This is a genomic window from Consotaella aegiceratis, assembly GCF_036541425.1.
Lineage (GTDB): Bacteria > Pseudomonadota > Alphaproteobacteria > Rhizobiales > Rhizobiaceae > Consotaella > Consotaella aegiceratis.
Window position 1 is genome coordinate 54,038 of the sequence record NZ_JAZHFT010000004.1, and the last position, 15,789, is coordinate 69,826.

Below are 15,789 nucleotides of genomic sequence, written 5' to 3' on the forward strand. Positions count from 1 at the left end.
CCCGTGTCTGCGGCCGCGCTGCCTCGCGAAGCGCCTCGTATCAGGCGGGAGGGCGGCTCCGTCGGAGATCCAATGGATTTTAGCGAAGGTGAAAATGCTTCACTCGACACATTCTCCTCCAGACGGGATGATATACACTTCGACACGGTTCGGCGGTTGACGCCGAGGTGTCGGCGCGGTTCAACAGGCGTCGCCGATCGCGTATCGAAGCGGACAGTTGCATGAGCTCCCGGGCCTATAGCCTCCCCAACATCCTGACCTATGCACGCATCCTCGCCGTGCCGCTGGTCGTCCTGTGCTTCTTCATCGAAGGCACGCTCAAGGGCACCGACACGGCGCGCTGGTGGGCATTGTCGTTTTTCATCCTGGCCAGCATCACCGATTTCTTCGACGGCTATCTCGCGCGCGCCTGGCAGCAGACCTCGACCATCGGCCGCATGCTCGACCCGATCGCCGACAAGCTGCTGGTCGCCGCGGCGCTGCTGGTGCTGGCGGCCGACCGAACGATCGCGGGCTGGACGATCTGGGCGGCCATCATCATCCTGTGCCGCGAGATTCTCGTCTCCGGCCTGCGCGAGTATCTGGCCGAGCTCAAGGTCAGCGTTCCGGTGACCCGGCTGGCGAAGTGGAAGACCACGATCCAGATGATCGCCATCGGCTTTCTGCTGGCCGGCCCGGCAGCCGACAAGATCGTCGCCCACACCACGGAAGCCGGCATCGCGCTGCTGTGGATTTCGGCATTGGTGACGCTCTACACCGGCTACGATTATTTCCGTGCGGGACTACGCCACATCGACGGATGAGGCCTTCCCTCCCATGTTAGTAACGGCAGATTTCAATGTCTGCCCCCGCGGCGGCAGTTGACTGATCGCGAGGATAACGAGATGGGAGGACTATGATGAAGCTCGTCTATTTCGCCTGGGTGAAGGACCGGATCGGCATTGCCGAGGAACAGGTCGAGTTGCCCGCCGGCATCATTACCGTCAAGGATCTGCTGCGCTGGCTGCGCGGACGCGGAACCAACTACGAAGCCGCCTTGCAGGCGCCCGAAGTCATCCGCGTGGCGCTCGACCAGGAGCACGCCGACCATTCCGACCCGATCTCCGGAGCGCGTGAGATCGCGCTGTTTCCCCCGATGACCGGCGGCTGAGTCCGATGCTGCAAACGAAGGTCGTCCGGGTCCAGGCGGACCGTATCGACGTCGCCGCCGAGTTGGCCGCCTTGTCGGGCCAGGGTGATGTCGGCGGGCTCGCCAGCTTCACGGGCTACTGCCGTGACGAAGGAGGACGTCTGGCGGCGCTGGAACTGGAGCATTATCCGGGGATGGCCGAGCGGGAGATCGGCCGCATCGTCGCCCAGGCCCTGGAGCGCTGGCCGCTGTTCTCCGTGACGGTGATCCACCGCTACGGCTTGATCCGCCCCGGCGAGGAGATCGTCTTCGTCGCCTGCGGCTCGGAACACCGGCATCCAGCGTTCGAAGCGGCGGCCTTTCTCATGGACTTCATGAAGACCCGCGCTCCCTTCTGGAAGCGCGAGCATCTCAAGGACGGGTCCGTCGGAGGTTGGGTCGAGGCGAAAGACACCGACGACGCCGCAACCGACCGCTGGCACAGGCTCTAACCGCACTCCTGGCGTGCCGAGCCCTCAAGGCCGACGGCCCCGCGCTCCATCAGAGCGCGCGACCGCCTTTGGATATCGATCATCCCATCCTGCCTGGACGACGATGGGGACGATCGGCCGGTTTCTAGAATTCCGCCTTCACGGTCACCATGGCGCTGCGCGGCTCGCCATAGAAGTTGAACACCGAGGTGCTGCCGACGCGCGTGTAGTACTTCTCGTCGAAGAGATTGTTGACGTTGAGCTGCGCCGACAGATGCTCGTTGATCTGGTATCCGAGCCGCAAATCGACCACGGTATAGCCCGGAGCCTCGATCGTTATGCCCTGGGCAACCGACGAGAACTCGGAAAACACCTTGACCCCGCCGCCGACGGACAGGCCGTCCCACCACTCGTCGGGTTGGCGGAACGTATAGTTGGTCCAGAGCTGGAACATATGCTCGGGCGTGTAGGTGCTGAAGATCTCGCCCTGGTCGTCGCCGTTGAGGTATTCAGATTCGGTGTAGGTGTAGCCGGCCTGGATCTGCCAGTTCGGCAGTACTTCGCCGCTCACCTCCAGCTCCACGCCCTGCGCCTCGACTTCGCCCGATGCGTGGTAGTTGCCGTCGTCGTCGGCCAATGCCCGGTTCTTATCCCGAAGATTGAAGAGCGCTGCCGACGTGTTCAGCGTCCCGCCGAAAAACGCCCCCTTGAGACCGACCTCGTATTGGCGGCCTTCGCGGGGATCGAGAATGTTCCCGTCCTCGTCGACATTGGTCTGCGGCTGGAAGATCTCGGTATAGCTGGCATAAGCGGAAATCTGATCGGTCAGATCGAAAACCGTTCCGGCATAAGGCGTGATGTGGCCGTTGATGTCGACTTCGTCCGACTCGGTATCGGTCAGCAGATTGGTGCTGCTGGAATCGTACCAGCTCACGCGTCCGCCGCCGATCAGCGTCCAGCGGTCGATCGGCTTGACGCGAAGCTGGCCGTAGATGCCGAGCTGTTCGAGATCGGTCTCGGTCTGGCTTGTATAGTCGTAATCGGGCCGGTCGACGGACGACGAGTCCCAATCATAGATGTTGTAGGAGCCGGAGATCACGCCGCTCGCCGACTTCACAGTCGTCTCGACCTTCTGATAGTCGGTACCGACGAGGATGTTGTGTTCCTGTCCGAACAGAGTGAATGGCCTGGAGACAAAGGCGTCGAGAGCCAGCGACGTCTCGTGGAAATCGCGCGCCAGATACCGCACGTTGGAAAAATTACCGTCCTCGTCGACCGCGCTGCCCGCCCATCCATAGAGGAAATCGGCATCGCGCTCCGAATAGCGGGCGGCGACGCGGGCGTGGCCGCCATCGGCGAACTGATGTTCGATCTCGGCGAGATAGTCGGTGACGGAATTGTCGAAGTCGTTCCAGTCGGGGCTTGCCGACGTCGAGCGGTCGACGTCGAGAAGCGAGCCGTCGGAATAGGCGGGCAGACCGTTGAAAGGCGAGATGTCGCGTTCCATGTGGTTGACGGTGAAACGCGCCGTGGTGCTTTCGGTCAGGTCCACCTCCAGCGTCCCGTAGCCGTCCCACACACCGTTCTCGACCCCGTCGACCCAGCCATCGCCGTCCTGCCAGACGCCGATCATCCGTCCGCGGATGGTTCCGGCCTCGTTCAGCGGTCCGGTGACGTCGGCGGTCGTCCGCTTGGTCGCCCACGAACCGTAGCTCGCCTCGAGCGATGCGTGGAACTCGTCCATCGGCTCCTTGAGATGCATGTTGATGGCACCCGCCGGCTCGCCGGTGGCGGTGAACAGACCCGACGGCCCGCGCAGGATCTCGATGTGATCCACGATCGCGAGGTCGGGCTGCGTCCCGTAGATGCTGGAAACCGGAGCCAGCAGCCCGTCGAAATAGAGCCAGTCGAACTCGAAGCCGCGCGAATAGAGGCTCGATCGGCCGTTGTCGTTGTCGAGAACCACGACGCCCGGCGTTTCCCGCAATGCGGTATCGAGCGAGGTGTAGTCCGAATCCTCGATGCGTTCGTTGGTCACCACCGTCGAGGATTGCGGAATCTCGCGCTGGGGACGCGCTTCCTTCTCGCCGACGCTGATCAGCTCCGTCGTATAGCTGTCGGATCCCTCGGTCTCGTAGCTCGACCCGGTGATCAGGATGCCGCCGAGCTCGACGGTCCCGTCCGCTGCGGCATCGCTCCCCGCCAGATCGGCCGAGGTCTGCGCCGCATCGGTGTCCTCGTCCACCTCCTGCGCCGAAGCGGACAGAGCCCCGCACCCCACCAGAATCGTCGACGCCAGAAGCGCGCGCAGCCAGCGCGCCCGGTCCCCCGACCGGATCGCGGAAATCGTCATTACCATGGTCCCCTCTTACCCCTCACGCAGCCGCCGCCAGCCGGCCGCCACAACTGCAACACAAAATTTTCCTCTGATTGTCATGTTTTAATTTGACGGCCGGCGGCATGCCACCGCAAAGAGTTTTGGGAGGCAGTCAAAGACGTTTGCGCGGTGGGCAAACCGCGACGGTCTGTCCACGATGCGCCGAGATGAGAAAGGGCCCCTCGATGAGCGCAGAACCGCCGAGCGGGGCATCCCTGGTGGAAGCGGGAACGATCGCCAGCGCCTCTCGGATCATCGGCCGCGGGTTCCAGCTCGGATCGGACATCCCGGCGTCAAGCGCGACGCTGGCCGGACACTACCGGCTGATACGGCTGCGATCCGGCCTGCATCTGCACTCGTCCGATGCCTTCGAACTGCATGATCTCGAGACCCGGATCGAGCAACAGCCGGGCCTGACCGTCTATCTGTTTCTCAAGGGACGTGTCGACGCGCAGATCGGCGGCCGTCCGGTCATGCCGCCGATCGGAGAGAACGACGAAGGCCCGCGCGCGGCGATGATGGTTCGCGCGCGCCCTGCCCTCTTCGAACGGCATTCGCGCCGCGGCGAGCACATTCGCAAGGTGAACGTCACGGTCTCCCCCGACTGGCTTGCCGATTGCGACCTCGTCGGCGCAGATCAGGCAAGCGCTGTGGAGCGCTTCACCGGCTCGCATCTCGCACAGCGGAGCTGGAAGCCCGGTCGAAGCATGATCGCCATCGCCGAGCAGATCCTGAATCCGCCGCCTTACCAGCCGGCCCTGCAAAAGCTCTATCTCGAAAGCCGAGCGCTCGAACTCGTCGCGGAAGGTCTGGCGCAGCTGTCGCACCAGAGTTCCTGCTGGGCGACGGGCATCGTCGGCACGCGGGACCAGCATCGCATGCGGATGATCGAAGAGTATCTGGAGACGCGCCACCAGCCCGCGGATTCGCTCGACGATATCGCCCGGCAGGCCGGCCTCAGCGTCAGCACGCTTCAACGGCTCTTCCACAGCGTGCATGGCATGAGCGCGTTTGAATGGATTCGGCGCCGGAGCCTCGAACGGGCGCGCTTCGCCCTGGAGAAGGACGGCCTTTCCATCGCCGAAGCGGCGCACCTGGCCGGCTACAGCAACCCCGCGAATTTTTCGACCGCGTTCAAGCGGCTGTTCGGCGTCTCGCCGAAAAGCGTGCGATGAGCGGGTTGCCACGCAGCCGGACCGGTGTGTTGCAGGCCGAGCCCGAAATCGGCGGCGACCGGCCATATTCGCAAGGTTGAAAGATGCCAGCGCCGGCTCGCCCAAGCGGCAGGCGCCGGCACGTCTCAGATGCTCGCCTGCGCCTTGTAGAGCATGGCATAGACGCCGTCGGCCGCGATCAGTGCGTCGTGGGTTCCTTCCTCCGCGATGCCCCGTTCGGTCAGCACCAGGATGCGATCGGCGCGGCGAACCGTCGACAGCCGATGCGCGATGACGATCGTCGTGCGGCCTTTGACGAGATCGAGCAGTGCCGTCTGGATCGCCCGTTCGCTTTCGTTGTCGAGGGCGCTGGTCGCCTCGTCGAAGATCAGGATGGCAGGGTCCTTGAGGAAGGCGCGGGCGATCGTCAGCCGTTGCTTCTGGCCGCCTGAGAGCTTGACGCCCCGTTGGCCGATGTCGGTCTCGTAGCCGCTCGGCAGGGCCATGATGAAGTCGTGGGCGTTCGCCGCCTTGGCGGCCGCAACGATGTCGGCCTCCGAGGCATCGGGTCGCCCATAGCGGATGTTCTCGACGACCGAGCCGGCGAACAGATAGACGTCCTGCTGCACGACGCTGATGCTCTGCCGCAGCGATTTCAACCTCACGTCGCGGATATCGATGCCGTCGATGCAAATCTCGCCCGCCACGACGTCGTAGAAGCGCGGGATCAACGAGCACAGCGTGCTCTTGCCCGCGCCCGAGGCCCCGACGAGCGCGACGAGCTCGCCGGCGGCGACCTCGAACGACAGCTTGTCGAGAACGTCCCGTCCATCGTCCTCATAGCGGAACCGGACATCGCGAAACGACACGGCACCGCGCGGCCGGATGAGATCGGCGGCGCCCGGCCGGTCCACGACGTCCGGAGCGACTTCGAGAATCTCCATGGCTCGCACCAGCCCGGTATAGCCGTCCTGATAACGCTCCATGACATTGGCAAGCCGTTTGACCGGATCGACGAGCACGCCGACGCACAGCAGGAAGGTCAGCATGTCCGCGATGCTTAGTTGCTCGTCGACGATGCGGACGGCACCCAGCACGATAACAGAGATGGTGATCAGCTGCGTGAAGGTCGTGTTGCCGACCGAGAACAGCGCCATGTTCCGATACTCGTCGCGGCGGCTGTCGAGGAACCGCAGGTTCTCCGTCTCGAAGCGGTCGATTTCCAGCGTCTCGTTGGCAAAGGACTGCACCACGCGGATGCCGGCCAGCGAATCCTCGACCTGCTCATTGACGCGTCCGATCCTCCTCTTGCTGCGTGCAAGCGCCTTGTTCATGCGCATGTTGAAGTGGAGCGCGTAGACCAGAGCGATCGGCGTGAGCCCGAGGATCATAGCCGTCAAGGGCAGGTCCAGCGTGGACAGGATGGCGATCGCCCCGGTGAACTTCAAAATGGCGATCACCAGATCCTCCGGCCCGTGGTGGCAGAGTTCGCCCAGCCAGAACAGGTCGTTGGTGATGCGGCTCATCAACTGCCCCACCCGCTGCCGGTCGTAATAGCTGAACGACAGCTTCTGGCAGTGTTCGAACACGTCCCTGCGCAGCGCCGCTTCGATCTTGGCGCCCATGAGGTGGCCCTGATAGTCGACGAACAGCGTGCCCAGCGCTTCGACCACCAACAGGCACAGCATGGCGCCGCCCATCAGGTAGATCTGATGGAGAGCGTCCGGAGCTTCGGGAAGCTGCACCAGCCGTTTGGTGACGTAGTTGGCGCTGAGAGGCAGAAGCAGCGCCGTCATCGACACCAGGAGCGCGCAGCCGAGGTCGGCCGCCAGCAGAGGCAGATGCGGTCTATAATAGGACAGCACCCGTCGAACGCGCGACCAGCCCGTTGCAGAACGTCGCGGCGCTGCGTGCGGTGCGCCGTCTATAGCCCTGTCTTCGAAAGCATCCGCCGCCTCGGCGGCGATGGAAAAGGAGGGAGGAAATCCGTAGCCGTTACGGCGCAAGCCTCCGCGAGAGTTGGCCCGTTGAAACGGTGACCACATGATGCTTCATATCCTGTTGAAAATTCTCTCCTTTCTGCTCGGATAGGAAGCTTCTCATCGGTCTCTCCTGGCCTTTGGCTCGTTTGGCGGGACGACTATGCCGTCTCCCCTTGTGAAAGACAACGTCGAACCCCGGTGCCACGAGACGCTGTAGCTGTCGGCCCCTGGAAGGCCCCAACGAAAAACGCCGGCACGAGGCCGGCGTCCTGAACGTCGATCGAAAGGATGGTCAGCCGACGATCTCGGTCTCGGAAAACCAGTAGGCGATCTCGACCTTGGCCGTTTCGGGCGCGTCGGATCCGTGTACCGAGTTCTCGCCGATCGACATGGCGTGGGTCTTGCGGATCGTGCCTTCGGCCGCGTCCGTCGGGTTGGTCGCGCCCATCACCTCGCGGTTCCGGGCAATGGCGTTCTCGCCCTGGAGTACCTGCACCACCGTCGGCCCCGACGTCATCGTCTCGACCAGTTCGCCGAAGAACGGCCGCTCCTTGTGCACGGCGTAGAAGCCTTCCGCCTCGCGGCGGCTCATCCACACGCGCTTGGAGGCGATCACCGTCAGGCCCGCGTCCTCCAGCATCTTGGTGATCGCGCCAGTCAGATTGCGCCGCGTCGCGTCCGGCTTGATCATCGAAAAGGTGCGTTCGATCGCCATGGTCGGTTTCCTCTCTGTTTGAGCGTGCCGGCTCTATAACGGGCGCCCTGCGGCGCGGCAAGGCGCCGCGTCTCGTGTCAGGCGGCCGCCGCGACCGTACGAGCGTAGCCCTCATGAAGGCCAAGGCAGCGCTCGAACCACTCGGCCACGGGATCGCCGTCCGGCAAGACACGGAACGGCGAAGCGATGCGCAGCCACTGGAACGCGCCGAAGACGATATAGTCGGCGAACAGCGGCGCTTCTCCGCCGAGGAACGGCTGGCGCTGCAGCGTGGCCCGCAGCGGCTCGATCGCCTTGAGAAAATCGTCGACCCGTCCCTCGCGTCCGGCCTGCACATCTTCCAGTGCTCGCCCCAGCTTGGCTTCGCGGTCGCCGCGGAAATAAGCCTGATCGACGTCACCCAGGATGTCGTGAATGTCGAGCACCGCGAACGTCGTGATCCGCGAGTGGATGGTGCGCTGCGACCACGATTCGACGAAGCGCGACAGGGCGCGACCGCCCTCGCCGCCGAACAGCGTCGGCCGTTCCGAATAGGCTTCGTCGAGATATTCGGCGATGGCAAAGGAGTCGACGACAAGGCGGTCGCCGTCCCTGAGCAGCGGAACGGTCTTGGTCGCGCCGCCCTCGATCGCCGGGATCTGGGTAAACGGCACTGGCACGGTCTCGAACGCGAGACCCTTGTGCTTCAGCGCCATGCGCACCTTCCAGCAATGCGGCGAAAACGGGCGCGCAGCATCGCGGCCAACGAGATCGTAGAGAAGGACGGACATAAGCGGGATCTCCGGCGGTTAGCTTGCAATCGGATAGACGCGCAGCCCAAGGGCATCTTCCATGGCGCGCAAGTCGCGATCGTTATGGATGATCTGGGCGTCGTTTTCGATGCACCATGTGGCGATGATAACGTCGATCGTGCCGCGAACAATCACGCCCCGACGACGAAGGGAACGATAGTTCTCGGCCGCGATCGGCGCCAGGGTAGGCCCGCAGAGGGTTTCCTGGCGACAGCGGCCGATGACCTCGCCGATTTCAGCCCGATGCCGGTCGTTCCGGATTCCCTGCAGCAGTTCGACGGCAACGAGGTCGCCGACAACGATCACCTCTCTACGCAGAGCGGCTTCAAGGGCGCCCGCGACAGGCGTTCTGGATCGCGCGAAGAATTCGATCCAGGCCGACGTGTCGGCCAGGATCACCGGCCGCCGAGCGCATGCGATCGGTCGCGCCGCATGGCGGCAAGGTCTCCCTCCCACTCGACCTTGCCGCGCAATCCGAGAAGGTCCTGCTGCGCCCGAAGGTGGCTCTGCTCTTTCCGACGCATTTCCACGACCTGACGAAGGGCGGCTTCCACGGTTTCGCGCTTGGTCTTCAGGCCGGTCGCCTCCATCGCGTCCTTCATCAGGTCGTCGTCGATTACGATGTTGGTGCGCATGGCCATCCCGATGTGTATATCTGGCCGCAATATACACATTCCCTCGTGGTCCACCAACGCCTCTTTCGCAGGGCCGCAAAGGATGGCAAAAGCCGACGATGCTGCAGATCACCGACCTTTCGGCCCGCATCGCCGGCCGCCTCCTGATCGACCACGCCAGCCTGACGCTGCCGGCGGGGGTGAAGGCGGGGCTCGTCGGTCGCAATGGTGCCGGCAAATCGACGCTCTTCCGGGTCGTGACGGGGGAACTGGCGGCGGAAAGCGGCTCGGTTTCGGTGCCGAAAGGGACCCGGATCGGACAGGTCGCGCAGGAGGCTCCGGGCACCGAAGATTCGCTGATAGAGATCGTGCTCGCCGCCGACGAGGAGCGCGCCGCATTGCTCGCGGCCGCGGAGACGGAAACCGATCCGATGCGGATCGCCGAAATCCAGATGCGGCTCACCGACATCGACGCCCATTCGGCCGAGGCGCGCGCCGCCGCGATCCTGTCCGGCCTTGGCTTCAACCACCAGGCGCAGCAGCGCCCCGTCGGGTCGTTCTCCGGCGGCTGGCGGATGCGCGTAGCGCTGGCGGCGGTCTTGTTCTCGCGGCCCGACCTGCTGCTCCTTGACGAGCCGACCAACTATCTCGACCTCGAAGGCACGCTGTGGCTGGAGAATTTCGTCGCGCGCTACCCCTACACGGTGCTGCTCATCAGCCATGACCGCGACGTCCTCAACAACGCCGTCCAGTCGATCGTCCATCTCGACCAGAAGAAGCTCGTCTTCTATCGCGGCGGCTACGACCAGTTCGAGCAGCAGCGTGCGGCCAAGTTGGAGCTTCTGGAAAAGCAGATCGTCAAGCAGCAGGCCGAGCGCGCCCATATGGAGGCGTTCGTCGCGCGGTTCCGCGCCAAGGCGACCAAGGCCCGCCAGGCGCAATCGCGCTTGAAGGCGCTGGAGCGCATGAAACCGCTGGTCTCGGTGGTCGAGGAAGAGGTCATTCCGATCCGCTTTCCGGCACCGGAAAAGACGGCGGCCTCGCCGATCATCCATATGCAGAAGGTGGCGGTCGGCTATCAGCCTGACGAGCCGATATTGTCGCGCCTCAACCTGCGGATCGACACCGACGACCGGATTGCGCTTCTCGGCGCCAACGGCAACGGCAAGTCGACCTTCGCCAAGCTGCTGGCCGAACGGCTGGAGGCGCAGGACGGCACGATGACGCGCGCGCCGGGGCTGAAGATCTCCTATTTCGCCCAGCACCAGATCGACGACCTGCGACCCGATGAAAGCGCCGTCCAGCACGTGCGCCGGCTGATGCCGGAGGCGCCTGAGGCCAGGGTGCGGGCCCGCGTCGCCAACATGGGGCTGAGAACCGAGAAGATGGACACGGTCGCCGCCAATCTTTCGGGCGGCGAGAAGGCACGGCTTCTGATGGGGCTCGCCACCTTCGAGGGACCGAACCTCCTGATCCTCGACGAACCGACCAACCACCTCGACATCGAGGCGCGCGAGTCGCTGATCCGGGCGCTCAACGACTTTGCCGGAGCGGTCCTCCTGATCAGCCACGACCGGCACATTCTGGAGGCCACCGTCGATCGCCTCTGGCTGGTCGCCGACGGTACGGTCGGCCCGTTCGATGGCGACCTCGACGACTACCGAAGGCTGATCCTCTCCGGCAACAAGGACCAGGGCGGCAACGCCCCCTACGCCGTCGAGACCGCGCCCCAGGCTTCCAAGGCCGACCAGCGCCGCGCTGCGGCCGAAAAGCGCGAGGCGCTGAAGCCGCTCAAGAAGAAGATCGACGCCACCGAGATTCAGATCAGCCGGCTGCAGCGCACGATCGCCGGTCTCGACGACCAGCTCGCCGACGCAGGGCTCTACACCAAGGACCCGGCCAAGGCCGCCGATCTCGCCAAGCAGCGCGCCGATGCCGCCAAGACGCTGGCGGCGGCCGAAGAGGAATGGCTAGCGCTGACCGAGGAACACGAGATGGCGATGGCCGCCGAGTAGCGAGCGCCTGCCATGATCGCTGCCGTGCGGCCCGGCGTGCGATGGCGATCGATGACCGCAGTCAGTCGCTCGCCTGCGCGGTCCAGTTGCTCGGCGTGGTACCCGTGACGCGCGAGAACTCACGATTGAAGTTGGATTTGGTGTTGAAGCCGCTCGCCAGCATCGCGGCGGTGACACTGTCGCCGGCAACCAGCCGCTCGCAGGCGTGGTGAATGCGAAAGCCGTTGATGTAGCGTGAGACATTGTCGCCGGTCGTCTGATTGACCGCTGCCGAGAGTTGCTTGGCTGGAACGCGCAGCCGCTTGGCGAGACGTGCAAGCGTGAGATCGGGATCGAGGAAGAGCCTTTCGCAGCGGATCATCTGCTCGAGCCGTGGCATCAGATCGGGATCGGGAGGCCGAGCGACCGATGCCTTCGGCTCGATCTCCTCCGGCGCCTCGCCCATCCCGTCGCGTGCCAAGCTCAGGATGCCGACGGCTGCCAGCGACGCCGACGAGAACAGGCTGATGAACCACGGCCGCAGCCATGCTTCCCCGCCGGCTAAGGCAAGCGCGATCAGAGCATCGGCGAAGGCCGAAAGGATCAGCGCGCAGGCGATCGCCTTCCAGATCAGGGCCGGCTGATCCCCGGCCTCGAGACGCGTGAACGCCAGCGCATCGCTGCCCCGGCGCAGATGCCAGAGGATCGCGGCGCCATAGCCCAGAAAGATCGCGCAGACGACGACGTCGACCGTCATCGGGGCAAAGAGGACGCAGAAGGCGGTGAAGGCGGGCGCGGCCAGATGCACGAGATCGCGCCGCCGGATGATCGCCGACACCGCCGCCGAGCGGAAGGCAATCCAGGCCAGCGGCGGAATCAGCGTCGCGGTGACCGGCTGAATCCAGGACAACTGAGCAATTCCGTAATACTGGCGCAGGGAAACGATCACCGACTGCAGCGCGCAGATCGCCAGGAGCGAGGAAAACAGCCAGGGACGCTTGTCGACGATCCACGACCGGACGAAGAACATACCCAGCACGAGCGCCACGATCATCGGTATCGGCAGGACAAGCATTCGAAATCCAAGACGGTGTTGGCTTCCTGTGAACTTGGCTTCCTGTGAACGAAGTCCGGTTCCAGCACGACCTCGAACCGGTTTCAGGACGCAAAAAGCCAGCGGCCGGTCAAGTGTACCGCATTCCCGTTCCAAGGAGACATGGACATGAAGCGTGCACTCACCGCCCTGCTGCTGATGCTGGCCGGCTCGACCGGCGTCCTCGCCGATCCGCTGGCCGGCTACGACCGGATCGCCGTGGAAGCACCCCACCGGGCGCGCCTGGTGGATGCCTCGATCTGGTATCCCGCAGCCACCGCCACCTACCGCGTTCCGATCGGCGAAAACCTCGTGTTCAAAGGCACCGATGGGCTCGTCGGCGCGGGAATCGCGGACGGCAAGTTTCCTCTCGTCCTGCTCTCACACGGCTCCGGCGGCAACATGGACGGGCTGTCATGGCTGTCCTCCGCGCTAGCACTGAAGGGCGCCCTGGTGCTCGGCGTCAATCATCCGGGCAGCACGTCGGGCGATTCCTCGCCGCGCCGCTCCTTGCGTCTCGGCGAACGGGCGGCGGACCTGAGCCGGGCTCTCGATCAGATCCTGACCGATCCCGACTTCGGCCCGCACATCGATCACTCGCGGATCGCCGTCCTCGGGTTCTCGCTCGGCGGCACCACGGCGCTCAATCTTGCCGGCGCCCGTTTCGACCCGGCGGGCTTCCGCGACTATTGCGCCCGGCTTCACAACGACGCGGCCGACTGCGCCTTCTTCGTCAAAGGCGGCGTCGACTTTGACCATTTGCCGGATGATTTCGCGGCAGCGGCTGGCGATCCTCGCATCACGAGCACCATCGCCGTCGATCCCGGCATGACCGGCACAATCACGCCGGAGAGCCTTGCCGCCATGACGCAACCGATCCTCCTGATCAATCTGGGCGACGAACACCGCTGGCCGGCGATCGACGTCAGCGCGGCAGGCAGCGGGTTGGTCGACCACCTGCCGAACGCGACCTACGACGTCGTCCAGCCGGCCATCCACTTCACCTTTCTGGCCGAATGCAAGCCTCAGGCAGCAGCTCTGCTGGAAGAGGAACACGACGATCCGGTCTGTACCGACCCCGCGGGCGCCGACCGGGCCGAGATCCACAAGGAGATCATCACGGATGTCGCCGGCTTCCTGAACCTTTGAACGCACATGGCCGGATCGGCGCGATCCGGAGGCGGCGGACGCGAATGAGTTCCGCCCGCCGCTCTGCTGTCACTTGAGGAAGGGCTCGATCAGCGACAGGTCCGCCGGGGACAGCCGGTCGCGCGCCGTCTTCGCCTGATGCCAGTAGGGATATTGCAGCGGCATTTGGCTGGCTTTGTCGAGCTTGGCGCGGGCTTCGTCCGGCAGCTTGAGATCGGCCGCAGCCAGATTGTCCTTCAGCTGCTCCTCCGTACGAGCCCCGATGATCAGCGTCGCTACGCTTTGACGCCCCAGCAGCCAAGCCAGTGCCACCTGAGCCGGCGTCGCGCCAAGTCCGTTCGCCACCTCGACCAGCGCGTCGACGATATCGTAGAGCTTCTCCTCGTCGTGGACCGGCGGCTCGTTCCACTGGCCGGCATGGCGGGTGCCGTCCGGTTGCGGCTGATTGCGGCGGTATTTGCCGCTGAGCAGACCGCCGGCGAGCGGCGACCAGACCACCAGCGGCACGTCGGCGTCGATGGCGATCGGGATCAATTCGTTCTCGGCGTCGCGGGCCTGAAGCGTATAGTGGATCTGCTGGGCGCACGGGCGCGGGAGGCCGAGGCGCTCAGAGGCGCCGATCATCTTCATCAGATGCCAGCCGGAGAAGTTCGAGACGCCGAAGGTGCCGATCTTGCCGGCCCTGACCAGATCCTCGATGGCGCGGAGCATCTCCTCGACCGCCACCTGGCCGTCCCACTCGTGCAACCAATAGAGATCGATGTGGTCGGTCTTCAGCCGCTTGAGGCTCGCCTCGCAGGCCTTGACCAGGTGATAGCGCGACAGGCCGGCGTCGTTCGGCCCTTCGCCCATGGGGAACCTGGCCTTGGTGGCCAGGACGACCTGGTCGCGCCGGCCGGCGATCACCTCGCCCAGAATCTCCTCCGACTGGCCGCCCGAATAGACGTCGGCCGTGTCGATGGAGTTGATGCCGGCATCCAGACACATGTCGATCTGCCGCCGGGCGCCGTCGACATCCGTTGCCCCGACGTCGCGAAAAGGGCCGCTGCCGGCGAAGGTCATGGTGCCGAAGGTCAGCGTCGAGACCCGCAGACCGGTGCGGCCGAGCGTGCGATATTCCATTTCGATGTCCTCTCCCTGTCTTGCTTCCGTTCGCCCTGGCGGAATCGTCCGCCAGGGATCCTCTCGATGGGCGTTCAGGCGCCGTCGACGACGGAGACTTGGCCTTCGAACGGCAAGGGTTTTCCGATGCCGGTCACAGGGTGCGGCACGTAAGGCGCTTCGAGCCGCGCGATCTCCTCGGGCGTGAGCGTGAGGTCGAGCGCCGCGACCGCGTCGACGATGTGACGCTCCTTGGTGGCACCGACGATCGGCGCGGTGATGCCGGGTTTGGCGAGCAGCCAGGCCAACGCGACCTGAGCCATGGGCACGCCGCGCTCGGAGGCGACGGCCTGAACCGCCTCCACCACCTTGCGATCCTGTTCGGTGGTGGCGCCATAGATCGATTTGCCGAACTGGTCGGTCTCGGAACGTGCGGTGGACTCGTCCCACGGTCGCGTGACCTTGCCGCGACCGAGCGGGCTCCACGGGATGACGCCCACGCCTTGGTCGATGCAGAGCGGGATCATCTCGCGCTCCTCTTCGCGATAGATGAGGTTGACCTGCGGCTGCATGGTGACGAACCGCGTCCAACCGTTCTTTTCGGCGACATGCTGCGCCTTGGCGAAACGCCAAGCCTCCATGGAAGAGGCGCCGATATAACGCGTCTTGCCCGCCTTCACGAGGTCGTGCAGCGCCTCCATCGTCTCTTCTATAGGCGTAAAGAAGTCCCATCGATGGATCTGGTAGAGATCGACATAGTCGGTGCCGAGACGCTTCAGGCTGTCGTCGATCGCCTGAAAGATCGCCTTGCGCGACAGGCCGCGAGTGTTCGGTGCGTTGCGCCAGATGCCATGGACCTTGGTGGCCAGCACGATCTCGTCGCGCCGGGCCATATCCTTGAGCGCCCGTCCGGTGATCTCTTCCGATGTTCCGGCGGAATAGACGTTGGCGGTGTCGAAGAAATTGATCCCCGCTTCCAGTGCCTGACGGAAGAATGGCCGGCTCGTCGCCTCGTCGAGGGTCCATTCGTGGGTTCCCATCGACGACACGCCGAAGCTCATGCATCCGAGGCACAGACGCGAGACTGTCAGGCCGGTTCGGCCCAAATTCGTATATTGCATGGTGAAATCTCCGCTTGGAGATGAAACGAAGGCCGCCGGCGAGCGAGAAGCGTACGGCGCTGACGCCGACGGCGCACATTGAGCGGGATCAGACATAGG

15 protein-coding genes are annotated in these 15,789 nt (G+C 64.6%); 6 read left to right on the plus strand and 9 right to left on the minus strand.

Annotated features, from left to right (window positions below; translation table 11 throughout):
- Positions 1 to 221: 221 nt before the first annotated feature.
- The 3 genes from pgsA to SMD10_RS04750 all read left to right on the plus strand — a co-directional run bounded on the left by pgsA (position 222) and on the right by SMD10_RS04750 (position 1,620).
- Entirely contained in the window at positions 222 to 803 is a 582-nt protein-coding gene (gene pgsA, locus SMD10_RS04740) for a CDP-diacylglycerol--glycerol-3-phosphate 3-phosphatidyltransferase (protein ID WP_331684507.1), read from the plus strand.
- A 95-nt stretch (positions 804 to 898) separates the two neighbouring features.
- Complete coding sequence (gene moaD, locus SMD10_RS04745) at positions 899 to 1,150, plus strand: molybdopterin converting factor subunit 1 (protein ID WP_331684508.1); 252 nt, start codon at positions 899 to 901, stop codon at positions 1,148 to 1,150.
- Positions 1,151 to 1,155: 5 nt separating this feature from the next.
- Positions 1,156 to 1,620: a molybdenum cofactor biosynthesis protein MoaE gene (locus SMD10_RS04750; protein ID WP_331684509.1), complete on the plus strand. Its 465-nt coding sequence runs from the start codon at positions 1,156 to 1,158 to the stop codon at positions 1,618 to 1,620.
- Positions 1,621 to 1,744: 124 nt separating this feature from the next.
- Here the strand turns inward: SMD10_RS04750 and SMD10_RS04755 are convergent, their stop codons facing one another.
- Positions 1,745 to 3,952, minus strand: a complete 2,208-nt coding sequence (locus SMD10_RS04755; RefSeq protein ID WP_331684510.1) for a TonB-dependent siderophore receptor — start codon at positions 3,950 to 3,952, stop codon at positions 1,745 to 1,747.
- A gap of 209 nt (positions 3,953 to 4,161) precedes the next feature.
- On the opposite strand from SMD10_RS04755, the gene SMD10_RS04760 reads away from it, so the two are divergent.
- Positions 4,162 to 5,151, plus strand: coding sequence for a helix-turn-helix transcriptional regulator (locus SMD10_RS04760; protein WP_331684511.1), 990 nt, complete (start codon positions 4,162 to 4,164; stop codon positions 5,149 to 5,151).
- 125 nt (positions 5,152 to 5,276) lie between these two features.
- Here SMD10_RS04760 and SMD10_RS04765 read toward each other — a convergent pair whose 3' ends face one another.
- From SMD10_RS04765 to SMD10_RS04785, 5 genes are all read right to left on the minus strand, one after another.
- Entirely contained in the window at positions 5,277 to 7,058 is a 1,782-nt protein-coding gene (locus tag SMD10_RS04765; protein ID WP_331684631.1) for an ABC transporter ATP-binding protein, read from the minus strand.
- Between the two features lie 346 nt (positions 7,059 to 7,404).
- Positions 7,405 to 7,827 carry a nucleoside-diphosphate kinase gene (gene ndk / locus SMD10_RS04770; protein ID WP_331684512.1) on the minus strand — a complete coding sequence of 141 codons (423 nt, stop codon included), beginning with the start codon at positions 7,825 to 7,827 and terminating at the stop codon, positions 7,405 to 7,407.
- Between the two features lie 77 nt (positions 7,828 to 7,904).
- Entirely contained in the window at positions 7,905 to 8,597 is a 693-nt protein-coding gene (locus tag SMD10_RS04775) for a glutathione S-transferase family protein (protein WP_331684513.1), read from the minus strand.
- A gap of 18 nt (positions 8,598 to 8,615) precedes the next feature.
- Positions 8,616 to 9,017 carry a type II toxin-antitoxin system VapC family toxin gene (gene vapC, locus SMD10_RS04780; protein WP_331684514.1) on the minus strand — a complete coding sequence of 134 codons (402 nt, stop codon included), beginning with the start codon at positions 9,015 to 9,017 and terminating at the stop codon, positions 8,616 to 8,618.
- Positions 9,014 to 9,253: a type II toxin-antitoxin system VapB family antitoxin gene (locus SMD10_RS04785; RefSeq protein ID WP_331684515.1), complete on the minus strand. Its 240-nt coding sequence runs from the start codon at positions 9,251 to 9,253 to the stop codon at positions 9,014 to 9,016. Before SMD10_RS04785 ends, vapC begins: the two co-directional genes overlap by 4 nt.
- Before the next feature lie 98 nt (positions 9,254 to 9,351).
- Between SMD10_RS04785 and SMD10_RS04790 the strand changes: the two genes are divergently transcribed.
- Positions 9,352 to 11,247: an ABC-F family ATP-binding cassette domain-containing protein gene (locus SMD10_RS04790; RefSeq protein WP_331684516.1), complete on the plus strand. Its 1,896-nt coding sequence runs from the start codon at positions 9,352 to 9,354 to the stop codon at positions 11,245 to 11,247.
- Positions 11,248 to 11,308: 61 nt separating this feature from the next.
- On the opposite strand, the gene SMD10_RS04795 is transcribed toward SMD10_RS04790, so the two are convergent.
- The gene (locus tag SMD10_RS04795) at positions 11,309 to 12,301 is read right to left on the minus strand and encodes a helix-turn-helix domain-containing protein (RefSeq protein WP_331684517.1); all 993 of its coding nucleotides are present in this window, start codon (positions 12,299 to 12,301) and stop codon (positions 11,309 to 11,311) included.
- 147 nt (positions 12,302 to 12,448) lie between these two features.
- On the opposite strand from SMD10_RS04795, the gene SMD10_RS04800 reads away from it, so the two are divergent.
- On the plus strand, positions 12,449 to 13,468 hold the full coding sequence (locus tag SMD10_RS04800; RefSeq protein ID WP_331684518.1) for an alpha/beta hydrolase family protein: 1,020 nt from the start codon (positions 12,449 to 12,451) through the stop codon (positions 13,466 to 13,468).
- Between the two features lie 69 nt (positions 13,469 to 13,537).
- Here the strand turns inward: SMD10_RS04800 and SMD10_RS04805 are convergent, their stop codons facing one another.
- Both SMD10_RS04805 and SMD10_RS04810 read right to left on the minus strand, forming a co-directional pair.
- Positions 13,538 to 14,590, minus strand: a complete 1,053-nt coding sequence (locus SMD10_RS04805; RefSeq protein ID WP_331684519.1) for an aldo/keto reductase — start codon at positions 14,588 to 14,590, stop codon at positions 13,538 to 13,540.
- A gap of 74 nt (positions 14,591 to 14,664) precedes the next feature.
- A complete protein-coding gene (locus tag SMD10_RS04810) occupies positions 14,665 to 15,690 on the minus strand; it encodes an aldo/keto reductase (RefSeq protein ID WP_331684520.1) in 1,026 nt (341 codons plus the stop codon).
- Positions 15,691 to 15,789 lie beyond the last annotated feature (99 nt).

What these genes read in the sequence shown, in the direction of transcription:
- pgsA (WP_331684507.1), top strand. Translation starts at nt 222, where the DNA reads ATGAGCTCCCGGGCCTATAGCCTCCCCAACATCCTGACCTATGCACGC.
- moaD (WP_331684508.1), top strand. Translation starts at nt 899, where the DNA reads ATGAAGCTCGTCTATTTCGCCTGGGTGAAGGACCGGATCGGCATTGCC.
- SMD10_RS04750 (WP_331684509.1), top strand. Translation starts at nt 1,156, where the DNA reads ATGCTGCAAACGAAGGTCGTCCGGGTCCAGGCGGACCGTATCGACGTC.
- SMD10_RS04755 (WP_331684510.1), bottom strand. Translation starts at nt 3,952, where the DNA reads ATGACGATTTCCGCGATCCGGTCGGGGGACCGGGCGCGCTGGCTGCGC.
- SMD10_RS04760 (WP_331684511.1), top strand. Translation starts at nt 4,162, where the DNA reads ATGAGCGCAGAACCGCCGAGCGGGGCATCCCTGGTGGAAGCGGGAACG.
- ndk (WP_331684512.1), bottom strand. Translation starts at nt 7,827, where the DNA reads ATGGCGATCGAACGCACCTTTTCGATGATCAAGCCGGACGCGACGCGG.
- SMD10_RS04775 (WP_331684513.1), bottom strand. Translation starts at nt 8,597, where the DNA reads ATGTCCGTCCTTCTCTACGATCTCGTTGGCCGCGATGCTGCGCGCCCG.
- SMD10_RS04785 (WP_331684515.1), bottom strand. Translation starts at nt 9,253, where the DNA reads ATGCGCACCAACATCGTAATCGACGACGACCTGATGAAGGACGCGATG.
- SMD10_RS04790 (WP_331684516.1), top strand. Translation starts at nt 9,352, where the DNA reads ATGCTGCAGATCACCGACCTTTCGGCCCGCATCGCCGGCCGCCTCCTG.
- SMD10_RS04795 (WP_331684517.1), bottom strand. Translation starts at nt 12,301, where the DNA reads ATGCTTGTCCTGCCGATACCGATGATCGTGGCGCTCGTGCTGGGTATG.
- SMD10_RS04800 (WP_331684518.1), top strand. Translation starts at nt 12,449, where the DNA reads ATGAAGCGTGCACTCACCGCCCTGCTGCTGATGCTGGCCGGCTCGACC.
- SMD10_RS04805 (WP_331684519.1), bottom strand. Translation starts at nt 14,590, where the DNA reads ATGGAATATCGCACGCTCGGCCGCACCGGTCTGCGGGTCTCGACGCTG.
- SMD10_RS04810 (WP_331684520.1), bottom strand. Translation starts at nt 15,690, where the DNA reads ATGCAATATACGAATTTGGGCCGAACCGGCCTGACAGTCTCGCGTCTG.